Origin of the sequence: Pyrinomonas sp., assembly GCF_040289685.1 — a bacterium.
GTDB lineage: Bacteria > Acidobacteriota > Blastocatellia > Pyrinomonadales > Pyrinomonadaceae > Pyrinomonas.
In genome coordinates, this window is sequence record NZ_PSLQ01000006.1 from 57,189 (window position 1) to 82,138 (window position 24,950).

The following is a 24,950-nucleotide window of genomic DNA, read 5'->3' on the forward strand; positions in this document are numbered from 1 at the left end:
TTGAATCCCTCAATCAGCCTCCCCGTCGATGATGAACGTTGGGACCATGCCGCCGCCCGCCGAGACGTTGGCCAGTTCCGTGGAAGACAAGCGCGTGAAGGCCGAACCGACTTTGCCGTTGAACAACAACGGGTCGAGATCAACCAACTGTTCGAGGAATTCGACGCTGTCTCCGATCAGCATCGGAAAGACTTCGCGCGCCGTCGGCACGCGCTCTTGCACCAGATAATCGCCGTTCTCGACGGCCAGCGCGACCGCTTCAGCCCATTCGGCAGGCGTCGAGTTCCAGCCGATGAAGATGCCGTGCCCGCCGTAGTCATCGTTGGGTTTGAGCACGAGCCGCTCTCGCTCGCGTTCGATAAACGCGAGCAGCTCGATCCGCTCGCCATCGCGGTTGGTCCACCCATCGCGCACGCGGCGCGTCCAAGGGACGTGCGCGCGGATCGCCTCGCGCTCTTCGCGATCGAAGAGCGCCGCATGGCGTTCGTCCGTGAGCACGGCGAAGAGAGCCTTTTTGTGAATCAACTTCGAGCGAAAACTGTTGACCATGCAGATGGCGCGCGCGCGATATGCTTCGAGCAACGCCGGCGCGCTTTCAATGATGGGTAGGTACTCGTTGACCAGCAGCCTTTTGTAAACGATATCGATCTCGAAATCGTCGCAGCGCAACCTGCCGTTGCGAAACTCCAGTTCCTCCGGCGTGCAGATACGCGCCGGATAGCCTTCGCGCGCGAAGAAGTCGCGGAACAGCTCGAACTCTTTCTGCGTCGGCACATCTTTCAGATCGACGATGGCGATGTGGGGTGGTTGTGCGGGAGCGTTTCCGAGGAACTCGCGATAAGCGTCGAGCAGCACGTCGAGCAGTTGCCGTCGCCCGTACATCGGACGCAAGCGGTACTTCGCTGCGAAGCGTTGCATGACGGGCAGACGCGAGAATATTTCGAAAGCGGCGTCGGCGTAAGCGATGCCCGCGGGACTTTCGCCGTTGAGTTCGACGAAGCTGTATGCTTCCGGCGTCAGAAAAGAATCGAGGCGCGCCGTCGGCGAGACGGCGCGGTAGCCGGGGTCGATTTGAACCAACTCGCGTTCTTTTTCGGTCAGTCCAAGTTCTTCGACCAGACTCGCGTCTGCGATGGCGGCATCTTTCACCTTTTGAATGGCGCGCCAGACCGTTTCGCATACGCGCGAAATGCGCGCGAAATCCCTCGCCGTGACGAAGTGCGGGCGCAGGTAGGGCGACAATCGCCGTCCGCCGAAGATCAGTCTGGCGCGTTCGAGTTCGGCATCGAGCATGGCGCGCGAGGCGTCGGCCAAAGTCGAATCGGTGAGAAGGTCGTGGTAGTCTGCGACTGCTCGCTGCAACATCGGTCGCTCCTTGCGAGAAGTTGAGGCCAGCGATTAAACCGGCGATTAAATTAGCATAAAGACGGTCGCTGAGAAATGGTCAACCGCGCATGTGAACGCAAAACGAAGAGGAGACGGCAAGGTGAGGGGCGTTCTCGCCTTCAGCGAGGTGCGCTTTGTGGGCGCGCTCGCTCAAGGGTGAAGTGAGTGGGGTGTTCTCGCCTTCAACGAGGCGCGTTTTTGCGCAGCGTGAGTTCGATCCGTTCTGCGCCGCGACGGATGCCGAGGCGCACTTCCGCTTCCATCTGGCGCAGCACCTTTGCGGTCCAGTCCTGGAGCGTCAACGGCGCTCCATCGAGCGTCTCGATGTAATCTCCGACGCGGAGTCCGGCGCGGTCGGCGGCCTTATCCGATGCGACGTCCAGAACGAGCAGACCTCGCTCCGCGAAACCGAGTTGCTTCGCAATCGTCTGTTCGAACACGATGCCTTGAAGCCCAAGCGCATCGGCGCGCCTTTCGTCCTCGGGTTTCGATGCCGCCGTTGTCGCTTGCTCCTGCGGCACGTTGCGGAGCCGCGTCAAACGATGATGGGCGCGAGATGTTTCTACTTTCGCGTCAGGCGCGGCATGCTTGACGAGCAGTTCGCTAGCGATCTTCTCAACTCGCCATCGCGGGATCACCCGCGCTTGCTTTTGTTCGATCTGTCCGACGATGCCCAACCAACGCCCATCCGCGCTCAAGGCCATGGCACCGGCGAAAGCTGGAGGCAAATGCTCGGCGCGCACGATGATCTCTTCAACGCCTGGGCGTTCGACTTCGCTCAACGTCCCTTTCGCTGAACCAAACAACACGCGCAAACGTCGAGCATCGCTTTGGACCTGCGTCGGGGCGAGAAGATCGACAAGCGCTGCGACGTTCTCGTCATCGGATCGACTCTCCGCGAGCCGACGCAAAGGCGCCGATCTCTCGTCCCGGCCATTTTTCGTGGATTGCGAGGGGGAATCTGCCGTGAAGATGAGTTGCGTGGAAGGAGCGGGTTGAAGATTCGCCTCTTGCTCCGCAGTTGCTTTTTGCATCGCCTTGTTTTCGAGATCGAGCGTGCGACGGGCGGCGCTGAGGTGATCTGGTGAGCCGCCTTTTGGGGGCAGCGACGGCGCTCGCGTGGCGAAGCGGGTCTGGCGCCGCGTCTGCGGGACGGTGAAGACAGGCTCGTTCGTCCTTAGAAGCGACAGTCCGGTCTCATCATCCACGCCGACGAGCGTGGCGTGAAACGCCGTGCCATCGGGGTGCACCACGAGAAAATCCGAAGCTCGCATCGCTGAACCGCCGCTGAGCGGTGGAAGTGCAAGCTGCTCGGCACGCGCGTTTGGCAATCGGGCGATCACCGTCTGCCCATCATCGAGCACACGTCCGGCAACGATGTTAGCGTGCGATGGAAGTTCTTTTGAGAGCAGAAGCACAGGGGCGCCGCTCTGTTTCGCCATCCACCAGGCGAGACGCAGCCCATAGAGTCGATGGATCACGGCGAGCACTTGCGGCGGAATCTGAGCCGTTCGTCCCATTGCGTCCCGTTCTCGGCGCGCGACGGAAGCGGCTTGTTGCGCCCGTCCTGCGTCGGGCGCAACGAGAATGAAGACGGATAGCAAACATCCAGTTGCCCATCGGAAATGGACTGCGCGAGAGTGAAGAGCAAAGAGCGTCCGCCCGGCTTTTTTGTTGAGCTGTGTCATGGGTGTTTCTGGCCCGGTTGGCGCTGCGTTCATTGTTGCTTCGTGTGTGGGTCAGCCGGGATGATCTTGAGCGCCGTTTCGTCGCCGAAAGAAACAGGTTCAATCCGCATCGTTTGAACTTCGCCCGCTTCGTTCAAGAGTCTGGCCTCTACGACGCGGGCCACGAGCGGGTCATCTTCGGTTTCGATTACCGGAGCGATCTTGACGGCGAAATCTTTGGCGACGATCTCTGGTCTATTCAGCATCGCCCTCGCCCGAACGGTTCGCCGCTTGTGCTTGACGGTCTTCGTTTCGGTTGGTTCGATCAGTGCGATCCGATCTTGGAAAAAGAGCGGCACCGCCTTTTCATCGTGGTGCGTTGAGAGGATCTTTTCGCGCGGCGACCAACGAACGTTTAGTAAAAGTGCGATGGTGACGGATAGCGCCGCCAACGAGGCGAGCACCGTTGCTGGATCCAAAAGGCGCAGCGGGCGCATGCGTGAGCGTGTGACAAGGGCGGTTTGCAGCCCCTGTTCGAAGTCTTCCGGCGCTTCGACGCGCGGCAGCTTGCGAAGTAGCTCGACCAAGGCGAGGCGCTCGGCGTAGAAGGCGCGACAGGCCGCGCAGCCGGAAAGATGTGCGCGCACGCGCTCATCGGGCGCGCGCTTAGGCAGCGTCGCCTCGATCGCTTCCCTACATCTTCGACACTCCGTCATGGCAGAACTCACAAATGCGCGCGCAGCTTGTCGCGCAAAAGAGCGCGAGCGCGACTGATGCGCGATTTCACCGTCCCTTCGCTGACGCGCAAGATCGTTGCGATCTCTTCGTAACCGCGCTCTTCGAGATCGCGTAGGATGAGTGGGACGCGATACTTTTCGGGCAACGTCGCGATGGCGCGTGCTACGGCGCGCTGTCTTTCGGCGGCGATCAAGGTCGCGTCAGGCAGCGGACCAGAATCCGCCGGATCGATCTCGCTCTCTTCGTCCCCTTTGTGCGATCGAAAGATGGCCGTCAGCGAGACCAGCTTGCGCCGCTTGCGGCGGCGCAGCTCGCTGATCGCGAGGTTGGTTGCGATGCGGTAGATGTAGGTTGAAAAGGCGTAGTCCGTGTGGTAACGAGCCAACGCTCCATAGACGCGCAAGAAGGTCTCCTGCGCGATGTCCACCGCCAGATCGTAATCATTGGTCAGCCGATAGACGTAGTTGGTGATCGGATGACGGTAGCGCCGGACCAGCTCAGCGAACGCTGCTTCATCGCCCGCGCGCGTCGCTTCGAGCAGCCGATGGTCCGTCACCGCATCGAACGATTGCGAGACGGCAACGAATAGATCCTCGATGGAAGAGAGGGCACCCATAGAACGGCTCGACCTTGGCTCATCGGCGATCGTCGTGGGCGAGACCGCGTCGGCGATTATACACCACCAACGTCTCTACACGCACGAACTCTTCATGTCGTTCCAAAGAGCTCGCGGCGAATTCGACCCTTGAGGCGCACTGCAAAAAGGTTCGCGAAAGCTTCCCGCTCAGCTTTTGGTTTTCTGCCGTTCGTTGCAAGTCACTTGCAGCCGTCGTTCACCGCGGTTTTGTGCTTACGGAGGTCATCATCGCCGCGATGCGCACGATGTCAGCAAGACATGCGGACGATGTCGCAAGGTCTCTTATCGGGCGGTCATTGTTCAATCGCGATGCGCACGACGTCAGCAAGCGACAGACGTTCGATGCGTCCATCGTCGCCGACGATGACGACTTGATTCCGGTCCACCGTGAAGCGTCGGACAGCGCGCATTTCGCGTTCGATGCGCGTGCCGTCGCGTAATTCGAGCACGAGACGTCCGCTTGCCAAAGGCGGCGGCGCTGGCGCTGGGCGCACACGCGGCGTCCGGCGCGAAGCTCTGCGACGTGGCGCGGGACGAGGCTCGGTCTCGCGTGTGACCTCCTCTGCTCGCGTCGCGGAAGGGGCTTCAACGTTGCGTGCGGCGGCTCGAGGCGTCTTGTCGTCGCTCGTCGCAACGGTTGCTTCGCGTTTCGCTTCTTCTGCCGCCTCTTTCGTGACGGTCTTCGCCTCCTCTTCGGTCGTTCTCTCGGCGCTGCGCTCTGCGGGCGCGCCTGCAATGCGTCCGCCCGTTGCCGTGCGCAACTCCCCAACTGGTGGAGGAGCGACCAGCAGCGGCGATTCGACCATCTCTGGCGCATTTAGTTCGGGCGCGAACGCTCCGCTGAAGCGTATGCGGTAAGTGCCAGCCACATCGCCCGTGGCGCGCGCCTCGACGCGCAGAATCAACCTCTCTTCGCGTCGCAGGAAAACCGTCTTCGAGATGCGCGTCGCTTCGCTGGCGACGTAAAGCGGAATTTTGACGAGCGGGCGAAGCCCATCGGCGATGTAAAGATCCACATCGCCCTCAAGCCCACTGGACTCGACCGTGACCTCCAGTTCGCCGGGCGTGCCACGCAAGAGATAGAAATGTCGCGTCAAACGCGCATCGCCTGGCTCGCGTGGCGCGATGCTGCTGTTGATTTCGTTGTTCCGGATCGGAGTTGGAGTGGCGGCATCGCCTGATTGAGCCCACACGGCGGGCGCAAAGCCTAATTGGAGCGCCGCGAAGAGCGGCAGAGACAGAAGCACGCGCCGTATCTTCAGCGAGATGCCGATTCGATATGTCGAAAGTGAAAGCATTGCGAACTCGCTCGCGCGCGAGGGAGCCAAAATCCCTTTCATCAATTTAGGACGGCGCGGATGCCCCACCCACGAGGGCCGGGCAGGAACGCCGACGCGCCCCCCTTCACCATACGGTCGGAATTAATCTACACCATAAACACATGAATCTCACCTTGATGGCGAAGTTGCAACCGACGCCTGAACAAGCTGCTGCGCTGTTGGCGACGATGGAGCGGTTTAATGTTGCATGTAACCGAGCGCCGATTTTGTTCGGCACACCGCCGACGGTTCAGTTGACGAACCTTCGCATGCGGACGCTGATGGCAAAGCCGATACCCATGAAGGTGGCCAGCACCGATGAGACGCCTGCGCTCATCAACGGCAGCGGGACACCGATCACTGGCAGCAGGCCGAGCACCATCCCGACATTGATGAAAATCTGAAAGACTATTCCGCTGGCAAGCGCGGCGATGACGAGCATTCCCGCGCGATCGGGCGCGCGTCGGGCGTTGAAGAACAGTCGCGATAAGAAGAGAGCATAAGCGATGAGCAACGCCATGGAGCCGACAAAGCCGGTCGTCTCCGCCGTCACGGCGAAGATGAAGTCCGTATGCGGTTCGGGCAGGAACTTCAAACGGCTCTGCGAGTATTCCGTCTCGCCCAGTGTGCCGAAGAGCCGTCCGCGCCCGACCGTGAGGATAGATTGCCACGTGTGGTAGCCGTAACCGCGCCGGTCAGCGCTTTCGGGGTCGAGGATGACCTTGATGCGCTCTTGCTGGTAGTTTTTGATGAAACCGGTTTTGACGCCGACGGTGTAAGCGGTCGGCACGCTTGCCAGTCCGAGCACCAACGCCGCAATCACCAACCACATCCGAATCGAGGAGAGGAAAAGGACGACGGCGAGCAACGGAAAATAGGTAAGGGCTGAGCCAGCATCCGGCTCGAGCAAGATCAAAGCGACCGGCAGCGCGAGAATGGCGATGCCGACCATGATCTCTTTCCAGCGCAGTGCGCCTCGTTGATGCTTGCTGAAGTAGTGCGCGAGCATCAGGATGGTCGGGATTTTAGCGAACTCCGAGGGTTGAAACTGCCCTATGCCGGGCACGCCGATCCAGCAACGCTGCCCATTGATCTTCAAGCCGATGCCCGGAATAAGGACGATGATCAGCAGGAGAATGCCGATGGCGTAAAAGACCGGCGCGTATTGGACCACCTTGCGGTAATCTGTGAAAGCGACGACGAACATGGTCGCCAGCGAGATGCCGAGACCGATCAGTTGCTTTTGCCAGAAGTTGGCCGTCGGTTGCGCGTTGTAGATCTGCCACGTGCCGAACAGCACGATCAGCGTCGCCAACGAGGCGAGAAACCAATCGAAATCGCGCAAACGCCTCTTTTCGAAGATGGTCGCCATCACTCGTTCCGTTGCGAAGGATCCGGCATGGTTCGCCGCCTTTCGATCTTTACCTCTTCAACGCCACTTGTTGCGGCGGCGGTTCGCCTCGCGTTTTTTCGTAATAGACATCGTAAACAGCGCGCACAGCGGGCGCGGCATAGCTCGCCCCGAAACCGACGTTTTCGATCAGCGCGAGCACGGCGACCTCCGGCTTGTAAGCTGGAGCGTAAGAGACGAACCACGAGTGGTCTTTGTTCTTGCCCACGTCTTTGCCTAGGCTGACGACTTGTGCCGTGCCGGTCTTGCCCGCGATGTCAAAGCCGGCCATGCGTATGCGCGCCGCCGTGCCCGCATCGTTGACCACAGCCCACATGCCGTCAACGACCAACTTATGGTGTTCCGGGCGAATGGGCACGATCTTCGGCTCCGGATGGTCAAAAGTCTTAGCGGGGCGCGCCGGAAACGGCCCCATCTCGCGCACCGGCTTGAACTCTTTGAGCAGATGCGGTGTGTAGAGTTTGCCGCCGACACCGATTGCGGCGATCGCGCGCAGCAACGCTAGCGGCGTAACGAACTCGTAAACCTGGCCGAACGAAGCGTAGACCGTATCGATCTCTTTCCACTGTGGGTCGCGCGGGTTGAAACGCGCCTTGAATTCCGGCGACGGCGTCCAGCTCCGGAGTTCGTGCGGCAGATCGACGCCCGTGCGTTTGTTGATCTCGAACTCGTCGACCATGCGCATGATCCCCTCGATGCCCATCTTCAAGCCGAGGCGGTAGAAATAGCCGTCGCACGATTTCATGATCGCCGTGCGCAGGTCTGGCGTCCCATGGTTGCCCATGCAGCGCGTGAACTTGTTGCCGATCTGGATGCCGCCGCCGCAGAGCAAGCGCGAATGTTCGACCGTGATCGCGCCCTGTTCGAGACCAGCGACGGCCATCGGAATCTTCCACGTTGAACCGGGCGGATAGCGTCCGCGGATGGCACGATTATAGAGCGGATGCTGCGGATCGCGCAGCAGGGCAGCGTATTCGGCGCGCCCCTCGCGCGTCGTGATGCGTTGCGAGAAGAGGTTCGGATCGAAAGTTGGGTATGAAGCCATCGCGAGGATCTCGCCGCTGTTCGGATCCATGGCGATGATCACGCCGCGTTTGCTCGGCATCTGCGCCAGTTGTTCTTCGGCCTTACGTTGCAGGTCGAGATCAATGGTGAGCACCATGTCTTGACCGGGCTGCGGCGGAACCTCTTCGAGCACGGCTCGTATGTGGCCGCGACTATCGACGACGACGCGACGGTAGCCATCGCGCCCGCGCAAGTACTCGTCGTAAATGGCCTCGACGCCCTCTTGGCCGATGATGTCGCCCGGTTTATAGCCTTTCTCCTTGTACTTAGGATCTTCGAGCTGCTTCGGGCTGATTTCGCCGACGTACCCGACGACGTGCGCAAGCAGCCCGTTGGGTGGATACTGACGCTGCGGTTGCTGCTCGACGCGCAGCTCGGGGAACTCCAGCTTGTGGGCTTCGACCCAAGCGATGTCGGCGGGCGTGGCGTTCTCCTTGATGCGCACGGACTCGAAAGCGGGCATGGTGCGCATTTGTTCGAATCGTTCGCGCAGGATGTCGGCGTCGATCTTCAGTCCGCGCGAGAGCGGTTCGATGAGCGCCGACAGATCCTTGCCCTGCACGTCCTCGCGCGAGAGGATGACGTTGTAGATTGGGCGCGAATCAACGATGACGCGCCCGTAACGATCCATGATGACGCCGCGCGGGGCCGGGATCGGCAACAGCCTGATGCGCTGGTTTTCGGCCCGTTCGGCGTAGTAGCTGCCGCGCACGATTTGAAGGAAGTAGAGCCGTCCACCGAGCACGGCCAGCAGTACGAGGGCGATGATTTGCACCGCCGCCAGACGGGCGCGCAAATTTTGCGAGTCGTCCTCGAAGAACTTCATCGACCGCCTCCCATTCGGCTCGAAGCGGGAACTATTCCGCTCGTTTGAGCATCAGCGCAAGCGACGCCCCGGCGCGCGCCGCGCCACGCGACGACGAAAGGCGAACTGGCGTCGCCGCTGCGCCTTCTCACCGAAATTATAATCGTAAAGCAAGATCAGCAACGTCCCGCCCACCGTGGTCGCGATCAATTTGAAGGCCAAAGTCTCGACGAACGGATAGGGCAGCGTCTGGTTGAAGAGTTCATGAAGCAACACATAAACGATAGCATCAAGCGCCGTCGCACCAGCTAAGACGAGAATTCTGACCACAGGGTTGTCGAGCACGACCCGCGTGCCGAGCACGGCAATGACGTAGGCGACCACCGTTTTGCTGAATCCGCCCGCGCCGAGAAGCCCGCGGCTGAGCGCATCGGCAGCAAGCCCCGCTGCCCAGCCAATCAACACCGCTTGCACCGGATCGCGTCGCAAAGCGAAATAGACGACGGCGATGAGCGGCAGGTCCAAGTAAACGGATGACGGCCACACGACGCGCAAAGCGGCTTGCACGACCACGGCGAGCGCGATGACGATGGCAGCCCTCCACTTCATGACCTTACAATGGCGACGCGCGTCCGGCGGCTTGCGTTAAGTACGCGCGTTGCGGTCTCCACATGCGACCCGCTTCTGCCGCGCGGCGCAGGCCAAAGACGTCTATCTTCTGCCACGCCGAACCGGACGCATCAAGCGCGTTCGTATGCGCGGCGCGTGTGCAAGGACGTTTACCTTCTCCTTTCCACGTTGGGCAGTGCGCGATCCATCTCAGGCTTGTCCGGACGGTAGAGGAGCACGGCTACCTCTTCCAACGAATCGAGCCGCGCGCTCGGTCGGATCACGATCTCGTGCGTGGTGGTCGCCGCCCCCGGTTTGACTTCGATCACCGTGCCGATGCTCCAGCCAGGCGGATAAATGCTGTCTTGTCCGGTGGTGATCACGCGATCGCCGACGTTGACCGTCTCCAATCCCGAGACGTAAAGCATCTTGAGCAAACCATTGTGCTCATCGGATCCGCGCACCACGCCGATGGCCCCCGACGAACTGAGCTGACCGACCACGGCGCCGACGCCGCTACGCTCGTCCGTGATGAGCATCACTTGCGCCGTCCACGGGCTGGTGGCGACGACGCGCCCAACGATGCCTTCGCTTGTGACCACGGGCATCTGGAGTTCGACGCCGGACGAGCGTCCGCGATTGATGATCACGGTGTCGAACCAAGCCGACGGATCGCGCGCGATGACGCGCGCCGGGACGATCTTGTATTGCTTCTGCTCCTTGAGTTCAAGCAAGCCTTTGAGGCGTTCGTTCTCATCGCGCGCCGTGCGAAGTTCGTGCAATTCAGCCTCGGCGGCGGCGACGCGCGCGCGCAGCTCTTGGTTTTCACGTGCGGCACGGCGAAGCTCGGCGAGGTAGCCGATGGCATCGGAGCCGGTGCCGAACAAGGCGGACAGCAGGCGTTCCACAGGCGCGGCAGCCGCTTGCAGCCAAACGCGCACCACGCGCTGTTTAGTCACAGGATCGCGCGCATCGAACGTCATCAAGGCGAAATTGACCAAGAGCGAGGCGATGAGCCAGAGCGGAGCGCGCTGCCTGATCTCTCTTTCTGAAAGCATGACTCGCGAAAAGGACGCGGGGCAAAGGACGCCTGCTGGTTCGAACGAGCCTCGAGCGAAACAGGTTCGTTCAAACGAGGTGCACCAGACTGGAGCGGAGTCGCTGCTCGTACTCTTGACCGATCAAACGCCCGTGGTGATCGTGTTGTCCCACTTGACGCGTTTGAGCAGGTTGAAGTCCGAGAGCATTTTGCCCGCGCCGAGCACGACCGACGAGAGCGGATCTTCGGCGATCGACACGGGCAGTCCCGTTTCGATCGACAGCCGTTTGTCGAGGTTTTTGAGCAACGCGCCGCCGCCCGTCAGGACGATGCCTCGCTCGACGATATCAGCCGACAGCTCGGGCGGCGTCCGTTCGAGCGCCACGCGCACGGCGTTGATGATGGTCGAGACCGAATCGGCCAACGCTTCGCGCACCTCTTCGTCAGTGATCGTGATCGTTTTCGGGATGCCTTCGATCAGATTCCGCCCGCGCACTTCCATCGAGAGCGGTTCATCGAGCGGGTAGGCCGAACCGAGTTCGATCTTGATCAATTCAGCCGTGCGTTCGCCGATCAGGAGGTTGTACTTGCGCTTGATGTACTGCGTGATCGCTTCGTCCATTTCGTTGCCGGCAACGCGTACGGCGCGCGAATAGACCACTCCACCCAGACTGATGACGGCGATGTCAGTCGTGCCGCCGCCGATATCAACGATCATGTTGCCGTGCGGTTCGGTGACGGGCAGCCCCGCGCCGATGGCCGCGGCCATCGCCTCTTCCACTAGATAGACTTCCGAGGCGCGCGCGCGATAAGCCGAATCTTCCACGGCGCGCCGTTCGACTTGCGTGATCTCGGACGGGATGCCGATGACGACGCGCGGACTGACCCACGTCTTGCCGTTGTGAGCCTTGCGAATGAAGTGCTGGAGCATCTTTTCGGTCATCTCGAAGTTGGCGATCACGCCGTCCTTCATTGGACGGATCGCCACGATGTTGCCCGGCGTGCGCCCCAACATCTCCTTAGCCTCTTTGCCGACAGCCTCAACTTCACCGGTCACTTTGTTGATGGCGACGATGGACGGTTCGGAGACGACGATGCCGCGCCCCTTGGCGTATACAAGCGTGTTCGCCGTGCCGAGATCAATAGCGAGATCGCTGGAGAAAAGACTGAAGATAGACTTGAATGCCATTTACGCTCTTTCCATGCCCTACGATAAAGTTTAGATGCCTTTCGAACCCGAACCGTCACCGTGCCGCGCTGGCGAACGACTTCGGGTGCGAGTGGTGAACGGGCAAAGATACACGAAGCAGCCCCGCAACGCTAATCAAGCGGCGTGATTTTCGCTTTGCGAGTCCGAAGCGGCGGCCATCGCCGCCACGCGTACGCAGTCCTTGCGCGCTGCTTTCGCTTCATACATAGCAGCATCGGCGCACGCAAGCAACTGCTGCGGCGACTGCGCGTGTTGAGGGAAGGAGGCGACGCCGAAACTGGCCGTCAAACGCAGGCGGAGCCCGCGTCCGCCGGTGAAGACGTGTCCGGCGATGCGCGCCCGCACGCGCTCGGCGACGCGCGTCGCCTGCTCGGCAGCCGTCTCTGGCAGGATGATGACGAACTCGTCGCCGCCGTAACGCGCGACCACATCTGTGTCGCGCACTGAAGTGAGGATCACGGCGGCCATCTCCATGAGCACGTGTGACCCGACCAAATGGCCGTGCTCATCATTGACGCGCTTGAAATCGTCCAGATCAAGAAAGAGCGCTGCGACCGGAGAGCCGTAGCGCCGCGCGCGCTTGATCTCGCCGATCAGATACTGGCGGAGGAAACGGGCGTTGTGCAGTTTGGTCAGATCATCCGTTTGCGATAGGCGTTCAGCTTCGGCGACGCGCACCGAACGAGCGATGGCCGCTCCTACGGGAACGGCCAAAGCTGCCAAAAGCTCGCTCTCTTCTGCCAGCAAGGGGGCCGTCGCGCGTTCAACTTCGATCACGCCGAAAACCCTTTCGCCGTAAAGCAACGGCACGGCCCATCTGTTGTCGTCGCTGGCTGGTTCGATGCGCGAGGCAGCGAGCAACGCCGCTTCCGAGATGCTCTGTTCTTCCGTCTCGTTGCGCGGAAAGGAGAGTAGTGGTTCAAGTATGGTCTTTTCCCCTTCGTCCTGCGCCGCGTAATAGGTCCAGCGATCGGCGGCGATCAGGGCTGCCAACTGCTCGAGAGTGATCTGCGCGGCATGGCGTTGGTCGTCGGCGAAATGGAGCGCGGCCGCCAACTTGAAGGCGGCGCGCAGTGTATCCGCGGTGAGCGCCGACGGGAGCGGGATTTCGGGAGCGCGCGAAACTTCATCCTCTTCTTCATCCAGCTCGGTCAAAGGGGCGCGCCCCTCGATCTCGTGGAGCAACGCTGGCAGTTGAGCTGATTCCTCGACGATGAGGTGAAAACCGAGCCGCTTCAACGCCGCATTGCCCAAGCGGCGGCGTGCGCTCTGCTCTTGATCGGGCGAGCGCAGTCGGCAAGCGATGACTGGCACCTGCGACCAACGTTTGGTCGCTTTGCGCACCAGCGCTTCGATGATGTTCGTCCGATCGCCCGCGACCACGCCGTAGACAAGGGCTAAGGGCGCGTTGCGCACCTCATCATCCGGTGACGCGACGGCGAAGCCGGCCACGCGCAGCATGGTCGCTAGCTCGCCCATGAGCGTGGCGGGTTCATCGTTGAGTAGAATAACGCGCTTGGTCATCGCCGATTCGCCGCGTCGGACGTTCCGCGCCCGCCGTTCAGAGCAAAACGGTACTGCCCGCGGTAGCCTTGCGAATCCTCCGCCTCGATGTTCAATTCGCGCGTGGCCGGCGGCACGACGATCTGTAGTTGAAACGTGCCGTCGCGCGTCGCCAGCGTTTCACGCCCGGCGATGCGGACGGTGTTGCCAGCTTGCGTGCGTCCACGCACGAGGTAGATGTTACCGGCGACGTACTCCACCGAAACATCCCAAATGACCACTTGGCCGCTCCCTTGCGCGACGACGATGGAGAACTTCTGCGGTTCGCTCCACTCGCTCGCTTGTCCTGATGGTGCCACCGCCCGCACGCGCCAATAATAGATGCCAGGGCGCAGTTCGCCAATGTTGTACTCGGTGTTGGTCAACTGATCGCGTTCGATCACCTTGCCCGCTGAAACGAAGAAAGGCGAGGTGGCGACTTCGACGCGATAATAGGCCGGGGTGCCAGAAGCGGGCTTTTGCCACCGCAGCGTGATGCTGGTCCCTGATGAGCTGGCGAAGATGCGCTCCAGATCGCGCGGCGCCACGGGTACGGGAACGTCGAGCAATCGTTCGCGGCGCGCGATGTTGCCCGTTTGATTGATCGCCACATATTCGCCAGCGCGCACCACGGTCTTTTCGCCGCCTCGAGTTGTCGTCTCGATGCTGCCCGCGCTGACGCGAATGTCCTCGGTGTTATCCTCACGCACGCCGAAACTCGCCCCTGTCTGCGCGGCCAGACGGCTTTCGGTCAATCGCGTCTCGACGATGTTGCTCGTCTTTTCGGTCTGTTCCTCAGTGCGCACGTTGATCTGGCCGCGTTCGACCGCAACGCGCACGTGGGTTTGCTGTCCGCCTTCGGCGGCGCGGCTGTCGCGAATGGTAACCACGCTGTTGGGACGCACCAGCAACGTCGAGCCATCGGCGAGCAGGATGCGCGCACGTCCGTCGGTCTGCGTTTGCACGATGTCGCCCGGGTAAAGCTGCGTGTTGGCGTTGACTTGAACGGTTTCGCGCGTTTGCGCCCGAACGACGCGCACATCGCCATCGAACGAGATGAACCGCGCTCCGGTCGGTGCTTGTGGTCTCGACTCCTTCTCGAACGGATTGCCGTAGATCCAAAGGTAAACGGATAGCGCTCCGACGAGCACGCCGAACAGAAGCAGCGCGATGATGAGGTAGATGGATCGCTTGGAGATGACCCACCACTCGATTTCGAACAACGACTGCTTATGACCCATACGGGAAAGCTCACTTCGTCGGGCTTCGCTCAAGTGGCGGGGCGACCACGAGAGCGCGTCTTCCGACGTGAGAAGGCGAAAGAACGCTGGTGAGGAGAAGGGCGCGCGATTCTTCCGGCGCCCCTTCGAGCAAGTTACCACAGTCCACAAGAGCGCTTCAAGCGCCGTCTGAACAGCGGAACGGGCGGCAGCAGGATCCTCCGTGCGAGCGGTTAGCGCAAAAGTTCGGGTCTGCTTTTGGTGGGCCGAAGGGGGATCGCTCGTCGAAGCCGACGCTGCGTCATCGCGCTCGGACGGAAGGCGCGCAAAAAAGCTCAACGGTTTCACCGCTCGATGGCGAAACCGTTTCGGCTGGCTTGGATGCTCGCGCTCCGACGCTTGACACGGGACCGCGGTTCGTATGATGGTACGCGCGAACAGTCCAAGGCTTGCGTGAAACAACGTCACAGGCTAAAACGCTACGTTCAGTAAGCGCCCCGTTCATCGGCGGTCAACTGTCTGAACGCTGGCGTCGCGCTTTCGCCGTTTGTCGGAAGCAGCGCGCAGGCCTCTCGCAACGTTCTCGAACGCCAAATCTCTTCGAGGAGAAACCCGAATGATCCGACGTCTCGTTTTGCTTCTTGCGCTCACTGCGTGCGCATCGTTGAGCGCGCGCGCGCAAGACCGACCGCAAGCTTTCATCGGCGCACAGGTCATCCCGATCGCTGGTCCACCCATTGAAAACGGCGCGCTCGTCGTTCATCGCGGCAAGATCGTCGCCGTTGGTCCGGCCTCGCAAGTCGCCATCCCGCCCGATGCCGAGCGGCACGATGTCACGGGCAAAGTCATCATGCCTGGCCTTGTCGACACGCACAGTCACATCGGCGGCGGCGCGGGCGGCGACGCCTCAGCTCCGATGCAGCCCGACGTGCGGATTCTCGATTCAATCGATATCCGCGACACTTCGCTCAAACGCGCGCGCGCGGGCGGCATCACCACCGTCAACATCATGCCCGGATCGGGCCACCTGCTGAGCGGCCAGACCGTTTACCTGAAGCTTCGAAACGGCAACACCATTGAAGATCTGCTGATCCGCGATGCGCAAGGCAACTATATGTGGGGCATCAAGATGGCCAACGGAACGAACTCGTTGCGCCCCAATTCGCCCGGCCCATTTCCGGGCACGCGGGCTAAATCGGCGGCCATCGTCCGCGACATGTTCACCAAAGCGGTTGACTACCGCGACAAGATTCGCCGGGCTGGCGGTGACCGCTCGAAATTGCCGCCGCGCGATCTCGGGCTGGAAGCGCTGGTCGAAGCGATGGAAGGCAAAAGGATCGTCCACTTCCACACGCACCGGCACGACGACATCTTGACGGCGATCCGTTTATCGAAAGAGTTCAGCTTCCGCGTCGTGCTCCATCACGTTTCGGAAGGATGGCGCGTCGCAAACGAGATCGCGCAAGCGCGCGTTCCCGCTTCGATCATCGTCATCGACAGTCCGGGCGGAAAGCTCGAGGCCGTCAATCTCATCCTGCAAACTGGCGCCGCGCTGGAACGGGCTGGCGCACTCGTCGCCTTTCACACGGATGATTACATCACCGATTCGCGCCTGTTCCTGCGCTCGGCTGCGCTGGGCGTGCGCGCCGGAATGTCGCGCGACAACGCCCTTCGTGCCATGACGCTCGCTGGCGCGCAGATGCTCGATCTACAAGATCGCGTCGGAAGCTTGGAGCGCGGCAAGGATGCCGATTTCATCATCCTTTCGGGCGACCCATTGAGCGTTTACACCAAAGTGCTCGCAACCTACGTCGAAGGCATCAAGGTCTTCGACCGCAACGACCCGCAAGATCGCCTCTACGCCGTCGGCGGTTACGGCGCAAGCCGCGGTCAAGACGTGCACATCGAATGCTTCGAAGATGGGGAGGGACACAGATGAAAAGAACCGAAAAAACTTTGCCTGCGCTCACGTTCATCGAGATACACGGAAAGTTGCTGCGCGCGTTGATCGGCCTTCTGTGCGCTTCCATCGCCGTGCAGGCGCAGATCGCCGTGCGCGGCGAGACCGTTTACACCATGGTGGGCGCGCCCATCCGTGATGGCGTCGTGCTTATCCGCGACGGCAAGATCGAGCGCGTCGGTCCAGCTTCGCAAGTCGCCATCCCATCGGGCTACAAGGTGTTAACGGCGCGCGTCGTTACACCTGGTCTGATCGACGCGCGTTCCACGGTCGGACTTTCCGGCTACTTGAATCAGCCGCACGATCAGATGCAGCTCGACACATCGGCCCCGATCCAACCGGAACTACGCGCCATCGACGCCTACGACGCGCGCGAATTCCTGGTCGGTTACCTGCGCTCTTTCGGCATCACGACCGTGCACACGGGACATGGTCCCGGCGCGCTCATCTCCGGCCAGACGATGATCGTCAAGACGACGGGCGAGACGATCGATCAAGCGGTGATCGTGCCTGAAGCGATGATCGCCGCTTCGCTCGGTCAAGCCGGACTGGGCCAAAGCGGTAAGTCTCCGGGCACGCGCTCGAAACAGATCGCCATGCTCCGGGCCGAACTGTTGAAGGCCCAAGATTACGTCGCCAAGCAAAAAGCGGCTGGAAACGATCCGACCAAGGCTCCAGCGCGTGACATACGGATGGAAGCGCTCGCGCGCGTCATTCGCGGCGAAATCCCGCTTCTCGTCAACGTCCACCGAGCGCACGATATCGTTTCTGCATTGCGCGTCGCCAAAGAGTTCGGCATCAAGATCGTGCTCGATGGCGCCGCGGAATCATACCTTGTCATGGACCAGATCAAGGCTGCTGGCGTGCCGGTCATCATCCACCCGACGATGTACCGTGCGGCGGGCGACGCCGAAAACCTGAGCATGGAGACGGCAGCGAAACTTCGCCGCGCTGGCATCCCGGTCGCCATGCAAAGCGGATACGAATCCTACGTGCCGAAGACGCGCGTCGTGCTCTTCGAGGCGGCCATCGCCGCGGCCAACGGTTTGTCGTTCGAAGAAGCCTTAGCGACCGTCACCATAGATGCGGCGCGCATTCTCGGCATCGCCAACCGCGTTGGTTCGCTGGAACCGGGTAAAGACGCCGACCTCGCGCTCTTCGACGGCGACCCGTTCGAATACACCTCGCACGTTACGGGCGTCATCGTCAACGGACAGGTCGTCAGCGAAGAGAAGAGATAAAGTCGGGCGAAAGAGGATCGGGAAGGGGCGAGAAGCCGAAACTCGTTTCTCGCCCCCCTACACCCATTGAGCGCCCTTTCTTTGAAGAGGCAAACTTTGCTGAGCGCGCCTCTCTCCTCTTTCTGGAAATCGGCGCCCATTGGTCGTTGAATAAGAAACTAGGGGCCTCCGAAAAACGGACCTCATCGCAAAGAGGCCAGACTGGCGGTTCTCGGTGAAGGCATTTCAGTCAACTACCCCATAGCTCGTGGCTAGGGGCTTGCACCTAGCCCGCTTCAAGCGGGCTGGCATGCGAGGCCGGTTAACGGCTGGGAAGCCAGCGGTAGGGATTCAGGCGTTGGCAAGAACAGGAAACCTATTGGGTTTCGTCTCTCTTCCACCGGCCGCAGCCGGTAAACGGCGCTTGAATCGGTTCTCTACTCACAGCATTGAAAGCGTTTCAGCGCGCCGTTTCACGAAGACAAATAGGGAGGATTTGAAGACTTTGAAGACAAGGAGACCAAACGTATGACGGCAGAATCGAGAAATCGTTCCTTTGCGACAGGCAACGGGTTGATTCTTGGGATTTTGACGCTGTTCGGCGTCTTTTTCGCGGCAGCGATCGAGGGACGGGCGGAGAGTTTTTCGTTTGCTTCATTCCCTTCAAGCACGACTGGGATTCAGACGAACGGGAGCGCGACGCTAGGGGGCGGGTCGAGCGGTGATCGGCTGCGTTTGACGCCGGCTTCCCAGAGCTCGGCTGGTTCGGCTTACTACAACAGCCTCGTCAGCGTGCAGGCGGGATTCACCACGCAGTTTCAGTTTCAGATAACGAATGGAGGCGGACTGAGCGGAGGGGCTGATGGATTGGCTTTCATCATCCAGAATAGCCCGAACGGGGTTGCAGCTCTCGGAGGCAGCGGGGGAAGTATGGGCTATGGCGGGATACCAAACAGCCTTGTCATTGAGTTCGATACTTTCGACAACACTAACTTTGGATTCTCCGACCCCGACGGCAATCACATCGCCGTTCACACGAACGGAACCGCTCCGAACGATCCTGGACCTGCCAGTCGTCTCGGCTTTTTTAGTCCGAGCGCTTCTTTCAAAAACGGGCAGGTGTACACCGTAAAAATCAGTTATTCTGGAACCACGCTTAGCGTCTACTTAAACAATCTCTCTTCACCTGTCCTTTCGGTCAATTACGACCTCTCCAATCTCGGGTTGAACGGCGGCAGAGCTTACGTCGGCTTTACCGCCGGCACGGGTGGCGCTTTCGAGAACCACGATATTTTGTCCTGGAGCTTTCAGAGCGCGGAGCAACCGGCGGCCGTGCCTGAACCAGCAACGCTGGCGCTGCTGGGAACTGGGTTGGCTAGCGTAGCGGGTGCCGTCCGACGCCGCCGAAGAAAAAGTTCTGAATTTGCGCCGCGCTCGTAGAATCGCCAGATTGTCCGCGTCGCCGAAGGACTCTTTCGTCGGGGACAGGCGCTCTCTAGCGTAGATCTGCTCGCGTAGGGCCGACGAGGAGAGCGCGGTTCTCCGAGTCAGGGCGAACTGGATTTCAGGGCCTTGGTCGAAGCTAGGCGAAGCCATTCGCGTCTGAGCTTCGACGCAAGGCCCTTTTGTCTTGCTGATTTTCCACGATCGATCGGCGAAACTAAACTTAAACCTGAAAATGTGATAGAGATTTAAGCGCTTTCTAAAAGGTGCGTCTAAAAGCTCTATCAACCGACAACGAGGAGAGGGGAGATGAAAAGATCTCCAGCCATTATCCGCGTTCCGTTAGCTCTGCTGCTGCTGTTGTGCTTTTCCGTCTCGTTCAGCGCGCAAGAAGCATACGATGTGCGCGCCAACTATGAGAAGAGCGAGTACCAGATCCCCATGCGCGATGGCGTCAAACTCTTCACGGTCGTTTACGCGCCGCGCGATAAATCGAAGAAGTATCCGATTCTGCTCAACCGCACGCCCTACAGCGTCGGACCATACGGCCCAGATGCTTACAAAACGTCGCTCGGTCCATCACCGCTCTTCATGAAAGAGGGCTATATCTTCGTTTATCAAGATGTGCGCGGGCGCTATATGTCCGAAGGCGAATTCGTCAATATGCGCCCGCACAAAGAGCGAAAGAGCGGTCCGACCGATATAGACGAAAGCACGGATACTTACGACACAATCGACTGGCTCATCAAAAACGTGCCGAACAACAACGGGCGCGTCGGCATGTGGGGCATCTCCTATCCGGGCTTCTACGTCGCGGTGGGGATGATCGATGCTCATCCGGCTTTGAAGGCCGCTTCGCCGCAAGCGCCGATCGCCGATTGGTTCATCGGCGACGATTTCCATCACAACGGCGCGTTCTTCTTGCCGCACGCTTTCAACTTCTTGGCGACCTTTGGCCGCCCACGCCCGCGTCCGACGACCGAGACGCCGCCGCGTTTTCAGCACGGCACGCCCGATGGCTACAAATTTTTCCTCGAACTCGGGCCGTTACAGAACGCCGACCGTAAATATTTCAAGGGGCAGGTCGCCTTCTGGAACGAGATCATGGAGCATCCGAACTACGACGACTTCTGGAAGGCGCGCAACACGCTGCCACATTTGAAGAACATCCATCCGGCGGTGATGACCGTCGGCGGTTGGTTCGATGCCGAGGACTTATATGGTGCGCTCAAGACCTATGAGGCGACCGAAAAACAGAGTCCGGGCGCTTACAACACGCTCGTCATGGGGCCTTGGTACCACGGCGGCTGGGCGCGCTCGGACGGTGATTCGCTCGGTCCGATTCAGTTCGGTTCGAAGACGGCGGAGTTTTACCGCCGCGAGATTGAACTTCCGTTCTTCAACTGCTTTCTGAAGGATAAGTGCGACCACAAGCTTCCCGAAGCTTACGTCTTCGAGACCGGCTCGAACCGTTGGCGGATGTACGCCGAATGGCCGCCGCGCACGGCACAACCGCGCGCCATATACTTGCGCGAGAACGGCAAACTATCGTTCGATCCGCCGACCGACGAACGGAACGCTTTCGACGAGTACGTGAGCGATCCCAATAAACCCGTGCCCTACATCAATGGCATCGCCATCGGCATGACGCGCGAGTACATGGTCGAGGATCAGCGCTTCGCCGCGCGGCGTCCGGATGTGCTCGCCTACCAAACCGAACCGCTCGCACAAGACCTAACGGCCGCAGGTCCGGTCAAAGTTACGCTCTATGTCTCTTCGACGGGTACGGACGCCGATTACATCGTGAAGCTGATCGACGTCTTTCCAGATGATGCTCCGGATCCGGAGCCGAACCCGACCGGCGTGCGCATGGGCGGCTACCAAATGCTCGTGCGCGGCGAGCCCTTCCGCGCGCGCTTCCGCAATAGCTTCGAGCGGCCTGAGCCGCTGCCTCCCGGCGAGGTGACCAAGATCGAGTTCGTCATGCCCGATATCAACCATACTTTTCTCAAAGGCCACCGCATCATGGTTCAAGTGCAGAGCACGTGGTTTCCGCTCGTCGATCGCAATCCGCAAAAGTTCGTCCCGAACATCTACAAGGCGGGCGAATCGGATTTTCAGAAGGCGACACAGCGCGTGCATCGTTCGCGCGCATACGCTTCGCGCATCACCTTGAACGTGGTGCCTTAGCTTCGTTCTGTGGGCTTTTGTGGTAGCGATGTCGAGTTCGAATCGCGATCGAGCACATCACCGACAAGTTCGGATTGCCGTATCTGTCGTAACGACGTTGAGCCTGAATCGCGACGGGAGAGGACCGATAACGGCCTCTCCCGATCGTGGAGCGGGAAAGAGCATGCCGCTGAACCAATCTGCTCGAAGGGCGAAATAGCTCAACGGGCCGAAACCTTGCGCCTCATTCGCCTTGCACGGCGCGTTGGAGGAAGTGGAAAATGAATCGCGTTCTGGTCCTGATCGTCATGATCCTGCTTTGTTTAGATTCAGTCGCCATGATGTCGCAAAACTCCTCTTCAGACCATGCGGCAGCGAAGCCGCCAGTAGCGAAGAAGATCCCCAAGGTCATCACCGCGCACGGCGAGACATGGACTGACGATTACTTCTGGATGCGCGACAAGAGGAATCCGGACGTGATCGCCTATCTCGAAGCGGAGAACGCTTACGCTGACGCCGTGATGAGCCACACGAAGGCGTTGCAGGAGAAGCTCTATCGCGAGATGCTCGCGCGCATCAAGGAGACGGACACCGATCCGCCCTACCGCGAAGGGAACTACCTCTACTACACGCGCAGCGAGCAAGGTAAACAGTACAAGATCTACGCGCGGCGGCGCGGAGCGATGGATGCGCCCGAACAGGTCCTGCTCGATCTCAACGAGATGGCCAAGGGACATCCGTTCATGGCTATCGGCATCTTCGACGTCAGTCCCGACGAGAACCTGCTGCTCTATTCGACTGACACCACCGGTTATCGCGAGTACACGCTTTACGTCAAAGACTTGCGCAGCGGGCAGGTCGCCAAAATCGCCGAGCGCGCAAGCAGCGCCGCTTGGGCCAACGACAATCGAACGATCTTCTACGTCGTCGATGATCCGGTGAGCAAGCGCCCCTACAGGCTCTATCGCCACAGCTTCGGAAAAGCGCAGGATGATCTGCTCTACGAGGAGAAGGATGAGATGTTCGCCGCCCGCGTCAGCCGCACGCGCAGTCGCGGGTACATACTTTTGACGCTGGCGAGTCACACCACTTCGGAAGTTCGCTACGTGCCGGCTGACCGACCCAACGAAGCGTTGCGTGTCATCGAGCCGCGCGCGCACGAGCGCGAATATTACGTGGATCATCGCGGCGATCTCTTCTACATTCGCACCAACGACGGCGGCGCGCTCAATTTCAAGCTAATGACCGCGCCCATCGCCGAGCCGCAGCGAAAGAACTGGCGCGAACTGGTGCCGCATCGGCGCGATGTGATGCTTGAAGATGCGGACCTCTTCGCGGACTTCATGGTCCTGTCAGAACGCGAACAGGGCTTGCCGCGCCTTCGCATCACAGATTTTAGGAACGGCCAAACGCACTACCTCGAATTCCCCGAGCCGGTCTATACGGCCTCGCTCGGCATCAATCGGGAATTCAACACGCGCACGCTGCGTTACAACTACCAATCGTTCATCACGCCGGTCTCGGTCTATGACTACAACGTTGATAAGCGGCAAAGCCAATTAGTCAAACGGCAACCTGTGCTTGGCGGATACGATCCGACTCAGTATCAATCGGAGCGGATCTACGCGACGGCCAAAGACGGAACGCGGATCCCGATCTCGCTCGTCTATCGCAAGCCTCTGGTGCGCGATGGTCGCCGTCCGTTGTTGCTGCAAGGTTACGGCTCCTATGGCATATCGTCGAACGTAACGTTCAACTCGAACCGTTTGAGCTTGCTCGACCGCGGCGTGATCTTCGCCATCGCCCACATCCGCGGCGGCGGCGAACTCGGCAAAGCGTGGCATGATGCGGGTCGCATGATGCGGAAGAAGAACACGTTCACCGATTTCATCGCCGCGGCGGAACACTTGATCGCCGAGAAGTACACGTCCAAAGACCGTTTGGTTGCGACCGGCGGGAGCGCTGGCGGCCTTTTGATGGGCGCGGTGGTCAACATGCGGCCCGATCTTTTCAAAGCGGTCGTCTCATATGTCCCGTTCGTCGATGTCATCAACACGATGATGGATGCCTCGTTGCCGCTGACGGCAGGTGAGTGGGAGGAGTGGGGCGACCCGATCAGGAACGCCGATCATTTCCGTTACATGAAGTCCTATTCGCCATACGACAACATCGAGCCGAAAGAATATCCGGCGATGCTGGTCCGCACGGCGCTCAACGACAGCCAAGTGCTCTTTCACGAGCCGACAAAGTACGTGGCGAAGCTGCGCGCGCTGAAGAAAGACCAAAATCCGCTGATCTTCAAAATCAACATGGGGGCCGGACACGGCGGCGCGGCGGGGCGTTACGATGCGCTGCGCGAGACGGCCTTCGATTACGCCTTCATCTTGTGGCAGCTCGGTTTGGCAGGCAGTTAAAGCTCACGATTGGTTCGATGGGAGCTATTGCTTCTTGTGGCGGTTTTGTCCGGCGGGCAGCTCGCGAACCAGACGCGCATCCAGCGGCTGTTCTCAGCCCTTGCGCGCTGGGTCGAATGATCGAAGCGCCCAGCCTTGGTCGAGGTGAACGGTTTTACACGCCGACCGGTTGAAAGGCTTGTCGCGCGGCGGGCGCTTCGATGATCTCCCAAGCGCGCGCGTCGCGCAGCAAACGGGTCATCAGCAACGCGTGAAGCAGATGGCCGCTGCGTTCGGCTGTGACGCGCCCGATGATTGGCAGCCCGACCAAAGCCAAATCGCCGATGATGTCGAGCACTTTGTGACGGACGAATTCGTCGCGGTAACGCAAACCGGAAGGGTTGAGCACGCCGTCGGGCGATAGGACGATGGCGTTATCGAGCGATCCGCCGCGAATCAAATTGGCGCGGCGTAGTTGCTCTATCTCCGCCGTGAAGCCGAAGGTGCGCGCTGGCGCGATCTCGCGCGCGAAAAGCGATTGGTCCAACTCGTTCACTCTGTAGCGCTGTCGCCCGATCACGGGGTGGGCGAAATCGATCGTGCAATCTATTTCATAGCTCAACGCCGGTTCGATGCTGATGCGTCGCTCGCCTTGTTCCACGCTCACTCGCCGAAGAACGCGGAGCGCGTGGCGTGCCGCTTGTTGTTCGACCACGCCCGCGCGTTCGATCAAAGCGACGAAGGGTTCCGCCGATCCATCCATGATCGGGATTTCAAGATTATCGACCTCAATGTAAGCGTTGTCGATGCCCATCCCGCGCAGCGCCGCCAGCAAGTGTTCCACCGTCGAGAGCATGACGCCTGTGCGCATAAGCGTCGTCGCGTAGCTGCAATTAGCGACATACTCGATGCTCGCTGGAATCTCAAATCCGCCTAGATCCATCCTGATGAAAACGTAGCCAGTATCGGGCGGTGCGGGCCGCAGCCGAACGGTGACGTCAACTGCCGTGTGTAGCCCCGTTCCGCGGATTTCCATCTCTCGGGCCAATGTCATCTGGTTGCTCATCAGATTTCAGTGGCGCTACAGACCCCGGCCTTCAGACCTGGGGAGGAGCGC

At 60.4% G+C, this 24,950-nt stretch carries 18 protein-coding genes; 5 read left to right on the top strand and 13 right to left on the bottom strand.

Annotated elements, in window-relative coordinates; translation table 11 throughout:
• Nucleotides 1-9: 9 nt before the first annotated feature.
• From C4334_RS02825 to C4334_RS02880, 12 genes are all read right to left on the bottom strand, one after another.
• Nucleotides 10-1,365 (bottom strand): ATP-grasp domain-containing protein, encoded by a 1,356-nt coding sequence (locus C4334_RS02825; protein ID WP_352430567.1) that lies wholly within the window; start codon nt 1,363-1,365, stop codon nt 10-12.
• Nucleotides 1,366-1,568: 203 nt separating this feature from the next.
• A complete protein-coding gene (locus C4334_RS02830; protein ID WP_352430568.1) occupies nt 1,569-2,906 on the bottom strand; it encodes a PDZ domain-containing protein in 1,338 nt (445 codons plus the stop codon).
• 197 nt (nt 2,907-3,103) lie between these two features.
• Nucleotides 3,104-3,781: a hypothetical protein gene (locus tag C4334_RS02835; protein ID WP_352430569.1), complete on the bottom strand. Its 678-nt coding sequence runs from the start codon at nt 3,779-3,781 to the stop codon at nt 3,104-3,106.
• Complete coding sequence (locus C4334_RS02840; RefSeq protein ID WP_352430570.1) at nt 3,778-4,407, bottom strand: RNA polymerase sigma factor; 630 nt, start codon at nt 4,405-4,407, stop codon at nt 3,778-3,780. Before C4334_RS02840 ends, C4334_RS02835 begins: the two co-directional genes overlap by 4 nt.
• A gap of 314 nt (nt 4,408-4,721) precedes the next feature.
• Nucleotides 4,722-5,726: a hypothetical protein gene (locus C4334_RS02845; protein WP_352430571.1), complete on the bottom strand. Its 1,005-nt coding sequence runs from the start codon at nt 5,724-5,726 to the stop codon at nt 4,722-4,724.
• Nucleotides 5,727-5,997: 271 nt separating this feature from the next.
• Nucleotides 5,998-7,119: an FtsW/RodA/SpoVE family cell cycle protein gene (locus tag C4334_RS02850; RefSeq protein ID WP_352430572.1), complete on the bottom strand. Its 1,122-nt coding sequence runs from the start codon at nt 7,117-7,119 to the stop codon at nt 5,998-6,000.
• A gap of 49 nt (nt 7,120-7,168) precedes the next feature.
• Nucleotides 7,169-9,049 carry a penicillin-binding protein 2 gene (gene mrdA / locus C4334_RS02855; protein ID WP_352430573.1) on the bottom strand — a complete coding sequence of 627 codons (1,881 nt, stop codon included), beginning with the start codon at nt 9,047-9,049 and terminating at the stop codon, nt 7,169-7,171.
• Nucleotides 9,050-9,100: 51 nt separating this feature from the next.
• Entirely contained in the window at nt 9,101-9,637 is a 537-nt protein-coding gene (mreD, locus tag C4334_RS02860) for a rod shape-determining protein MreD (protein WP_352430574.1), read from the bottom strand.
• Nucleotides 9,638-9,807: 170 nt separating this feature from the next.
• A complete protein-coding gene (gene mreC / locus C4334_RS02865) occupies nt 9,808-10,695 on the bottom strand; it encodes a rod shape-determining protein MreC (protein ID WP_352430575.1) in 888 nt (295 codons plus the stop codon).
• A gap of 123 nt (nt 10,696-10,818) precedes the next feature.
• Nucleotides 10,819-11,865, bottom strand: a complete 1,047-nt coding sequence (locus C4334_RS02870) for a rod shape-determining protein (protein ID WP_352430576.1) — start codon at nt 11,863-11,865, stop codon at nt 10,819-10,821.
• Nucleotides 11,866-12,000: 135 nt separating this feature from the next.
• Nucleotides 12,001-13,410, bottom strand: coding sequence for a GGDEF domain-containing protein (locus C4334_RS02875; RefSeq protein WP_352430577.1), 1,410 nt, complete (start codon nt 13,408-13,410; stop codon nt 12,001-12,003).
• Entirely contained in the window at nt 13,407-14,669 is a 1,263-nt protein-coding gene (locus C4334_RS02880; protein ID WP_352430578.1) for a glycoside hydrolase family 78 protein, read from the bottom strand. The genes C4334_RS02875 and C4334_RS02880 overlap by 4 nt, the downstream gene beginning before the upstream one ends.
• A gap of 595 nt (nt 14,670-15,264) precedes the next feature.
• Here C4334_RS02880 and C4334_RS02885 point away from each other — a divergent pair.
• The 5 genes from C4334_RS02885 (at nt 15,265) to C4334_RS02905 (ending at nt 23,854) form a co-directional block, all read left to right on the top strand.
• A complete protein-coding gene (locus tag C4334_RS02885) occupies nt 15,265-16,587 on the top strand; it encodes an amidohydrolase family protein (RefSeq protein WP_352430579.1) in 1,323 nt (440 codons plus the stop codon).
• The gene (locus C4334_RS02890) at nt 16,584-17,849 is read left to right on the top strand and encodes an amidohydrolase family protein (RefSeq protein ID WP_352430580.1); all 1,266 of its coding nucleotides are present in this window, start codon (nt 16,584-16,586) and stop codon (nt 17,847-17,849) included. Before C4334_RS02885 ends, C4334_RS02890 begins: the two co-directional genes overlap by 4 nt.
• A gap of 507 nt (nt 17,850-18,356) precedes the next feature.
• On the top strand, nt 18,357-19,268 hold the full coding sequence (locus C4334_RS02895; protein ID WP_352430581.1) for an L-type lectin-domain containing protein: 912 nt from the start codon (nt 18,357-18,359) through the stop codon (nt 19,266-19,268).
• Between the two features lie 312 nt (nt 19,269-19,580).
• Nucleotides 19,581-21,461 carry a CocE/NonD family hydrolase gene (locus C4334_RS02900; protein WP_352430582.1) on the top strand — a complete coding sequence of 627 codons (1,881 nt, stop codon included), beginning with the start codon at nt 19,581-19,583 and terminating at the stop codon, nt 21,459-21,461.
• A 260-nt stretch (nt 21,462-21,721) separates the two neighbouring features.
• Nucleotides 21,722-23,854, top strand: coding sequence for a S9 family peptidase (locus C4334_RS02905; RefSeq protein WP_352430583.1), 2,133 nt, complete (start codon nt 21,722-21,724; stop codon nt 23,852-23,854).
• A 154-nt stretch (nt 23,855-24,008) separates the two neighbouring features.
• Here C4334_RS02905 and lpxC read toward each other — a convergent pair whose 3' ends face one another.
• Nucleotides 24,009-24,899, bottom strand: coding sequence for a UDP-3-O-acyl-N-acetylglucosamine deacetylase (gene lpxC, locus C4334_RS02910; protein ID WP_352430584.1), 891 nt, complete (start codon nt 24,897-24,899; stop codon nt 24,009-24,011).
• Nucleotides 24,900-24,950 lie beyond the last annotated feature (51 nt).

What these genes read in the sequence shown, in the direction of transcription:
- C4334_RS02825 (WP_352430567.1), bottom strand. Translation starts at nt 1,365, where the DNA reads ATGTTGCAGCGAGCAGTCGCAGACTACCACGACCTTCTCACCGATTCG.
- C4334_RS02830 (WP_352430568.1), bottom strand. Translation starts at nt 2,906, where the DNA reads ATGGGACGAACGGCTCAGATTCCGCCGCAAGTGCTCGCCGTGATCCAT.
- C4334_RS02840 (WP_352430570.1), bottom strand. Translation starts at nt 4,407, where the DNA reads ATGGGTGCCCTCTCTTCCATCGAGGATCTATTCGTTGCCGTCTCGCAA.
- C4334_RS02845 (WP_352430571.1), bottom strand. Translation starts at nt 5,726, where the DNA reads ATGCTTTCACTTTCGACATATCGAATCGGCATCTCGCTGAAGATACGG.
- C4334_RS02850 (WP_352430572.1), bottom strand. Translation starts at nt 7,119, where the DNA reads ATGGCGACCATCTTCGAAAAGAGGCGTTTGCGCGATTTCGATTGGTTT.
- mrdA (WP_352430573.1), bottom strand. Translation starts at nt 9,049, where the DNA reads ATGAAGTTCTTCGAGGACGACTCGCAAAATTTGCGCGCCCGTCTGGCG.
- mreD (WP_352430574.1), bottom strand. Translation starts at nt 9,637, where the DNA reads ATGAAGTGGAGGGCTGCCATCGTCATCGCGCTCGCCGTGGTCGTGCAA.
- mreC (WP_352430575.1), bottom strand. Translation starts at nt 10,695, where the DNA reads ATGCTTTCAGAAAGAGAGATCAGGCAGCGCGCTCCGCTCTGGCTCATC.
- C4334_RS02870 (WP_352430576.1), bottom strand. Translation starts at nt 11,865, where the DNA reads ATGGCATTCAAGTCTATCTTCAGTCTTTTCTCCAGCGATCTCGCTATT.
- C4334_RS02875 (WP_352430577.1), bottom strand. Translation starts at nt 13,410, where the DNA reads ATGACCAAGCGCGTTATTCTACTCAACGATGAACCCGCCACGCTCATG.
- C4334_RS02880 (WP_352430578.1), bottom strand. Translation starts at nt 14,669, where the DNA reads ATGGGTCATAAGCAGTCGTTGTTCGAAATCGAGTGGTGGGTCATCTCC.
- C4334_RS02885 (WP_352430579.1), top strand. Translation starts at nt 15,265, where the DNA reads ATGATCCGACGTCTCGTTTTGCTTCTTGCGCTCACTGCGTGCGCATCG.
- C4334_RS02890 (WP_352430580.1), top strand. Translation starts at nt 16,584, where the DNA reads ATGAAAAGAACCGAAAAAACTTTGCCTGCGCTCACGTTCATCGAGATA.
- C4334_RS02895 (WP_352430581.1), top strand. Translation starts at nt 18,357, where the DNA reads ATGACGGCAGAATCGAGAAATCGTTCCTTTGCGACAGGCAACGGGTTG.
- C4334_RS02900 (WP_352430582.1), top strand. Translation starts at nt 19,581, where the DNA reads ATGAAAAGATCTCCAGCCATTATCCGCGTTCCGTTAGCTCTGCTGCTG.
- C4334_RS02905 (WP_352430583.1), top strand. Translation starts at nt 21,722, where the DNA reads ATGAATCGCGTTCTGGTCCTGATCGTCATGATCCTGCTTTGTTTAGAT.
- lpxC (WP_352430584.1), bottom strand. Translation starts at nt 24,899, where the DNA reads ATGAGCAACCAGATGACATTGGCCCGAGAGATGGAAATCCGCGGAACG.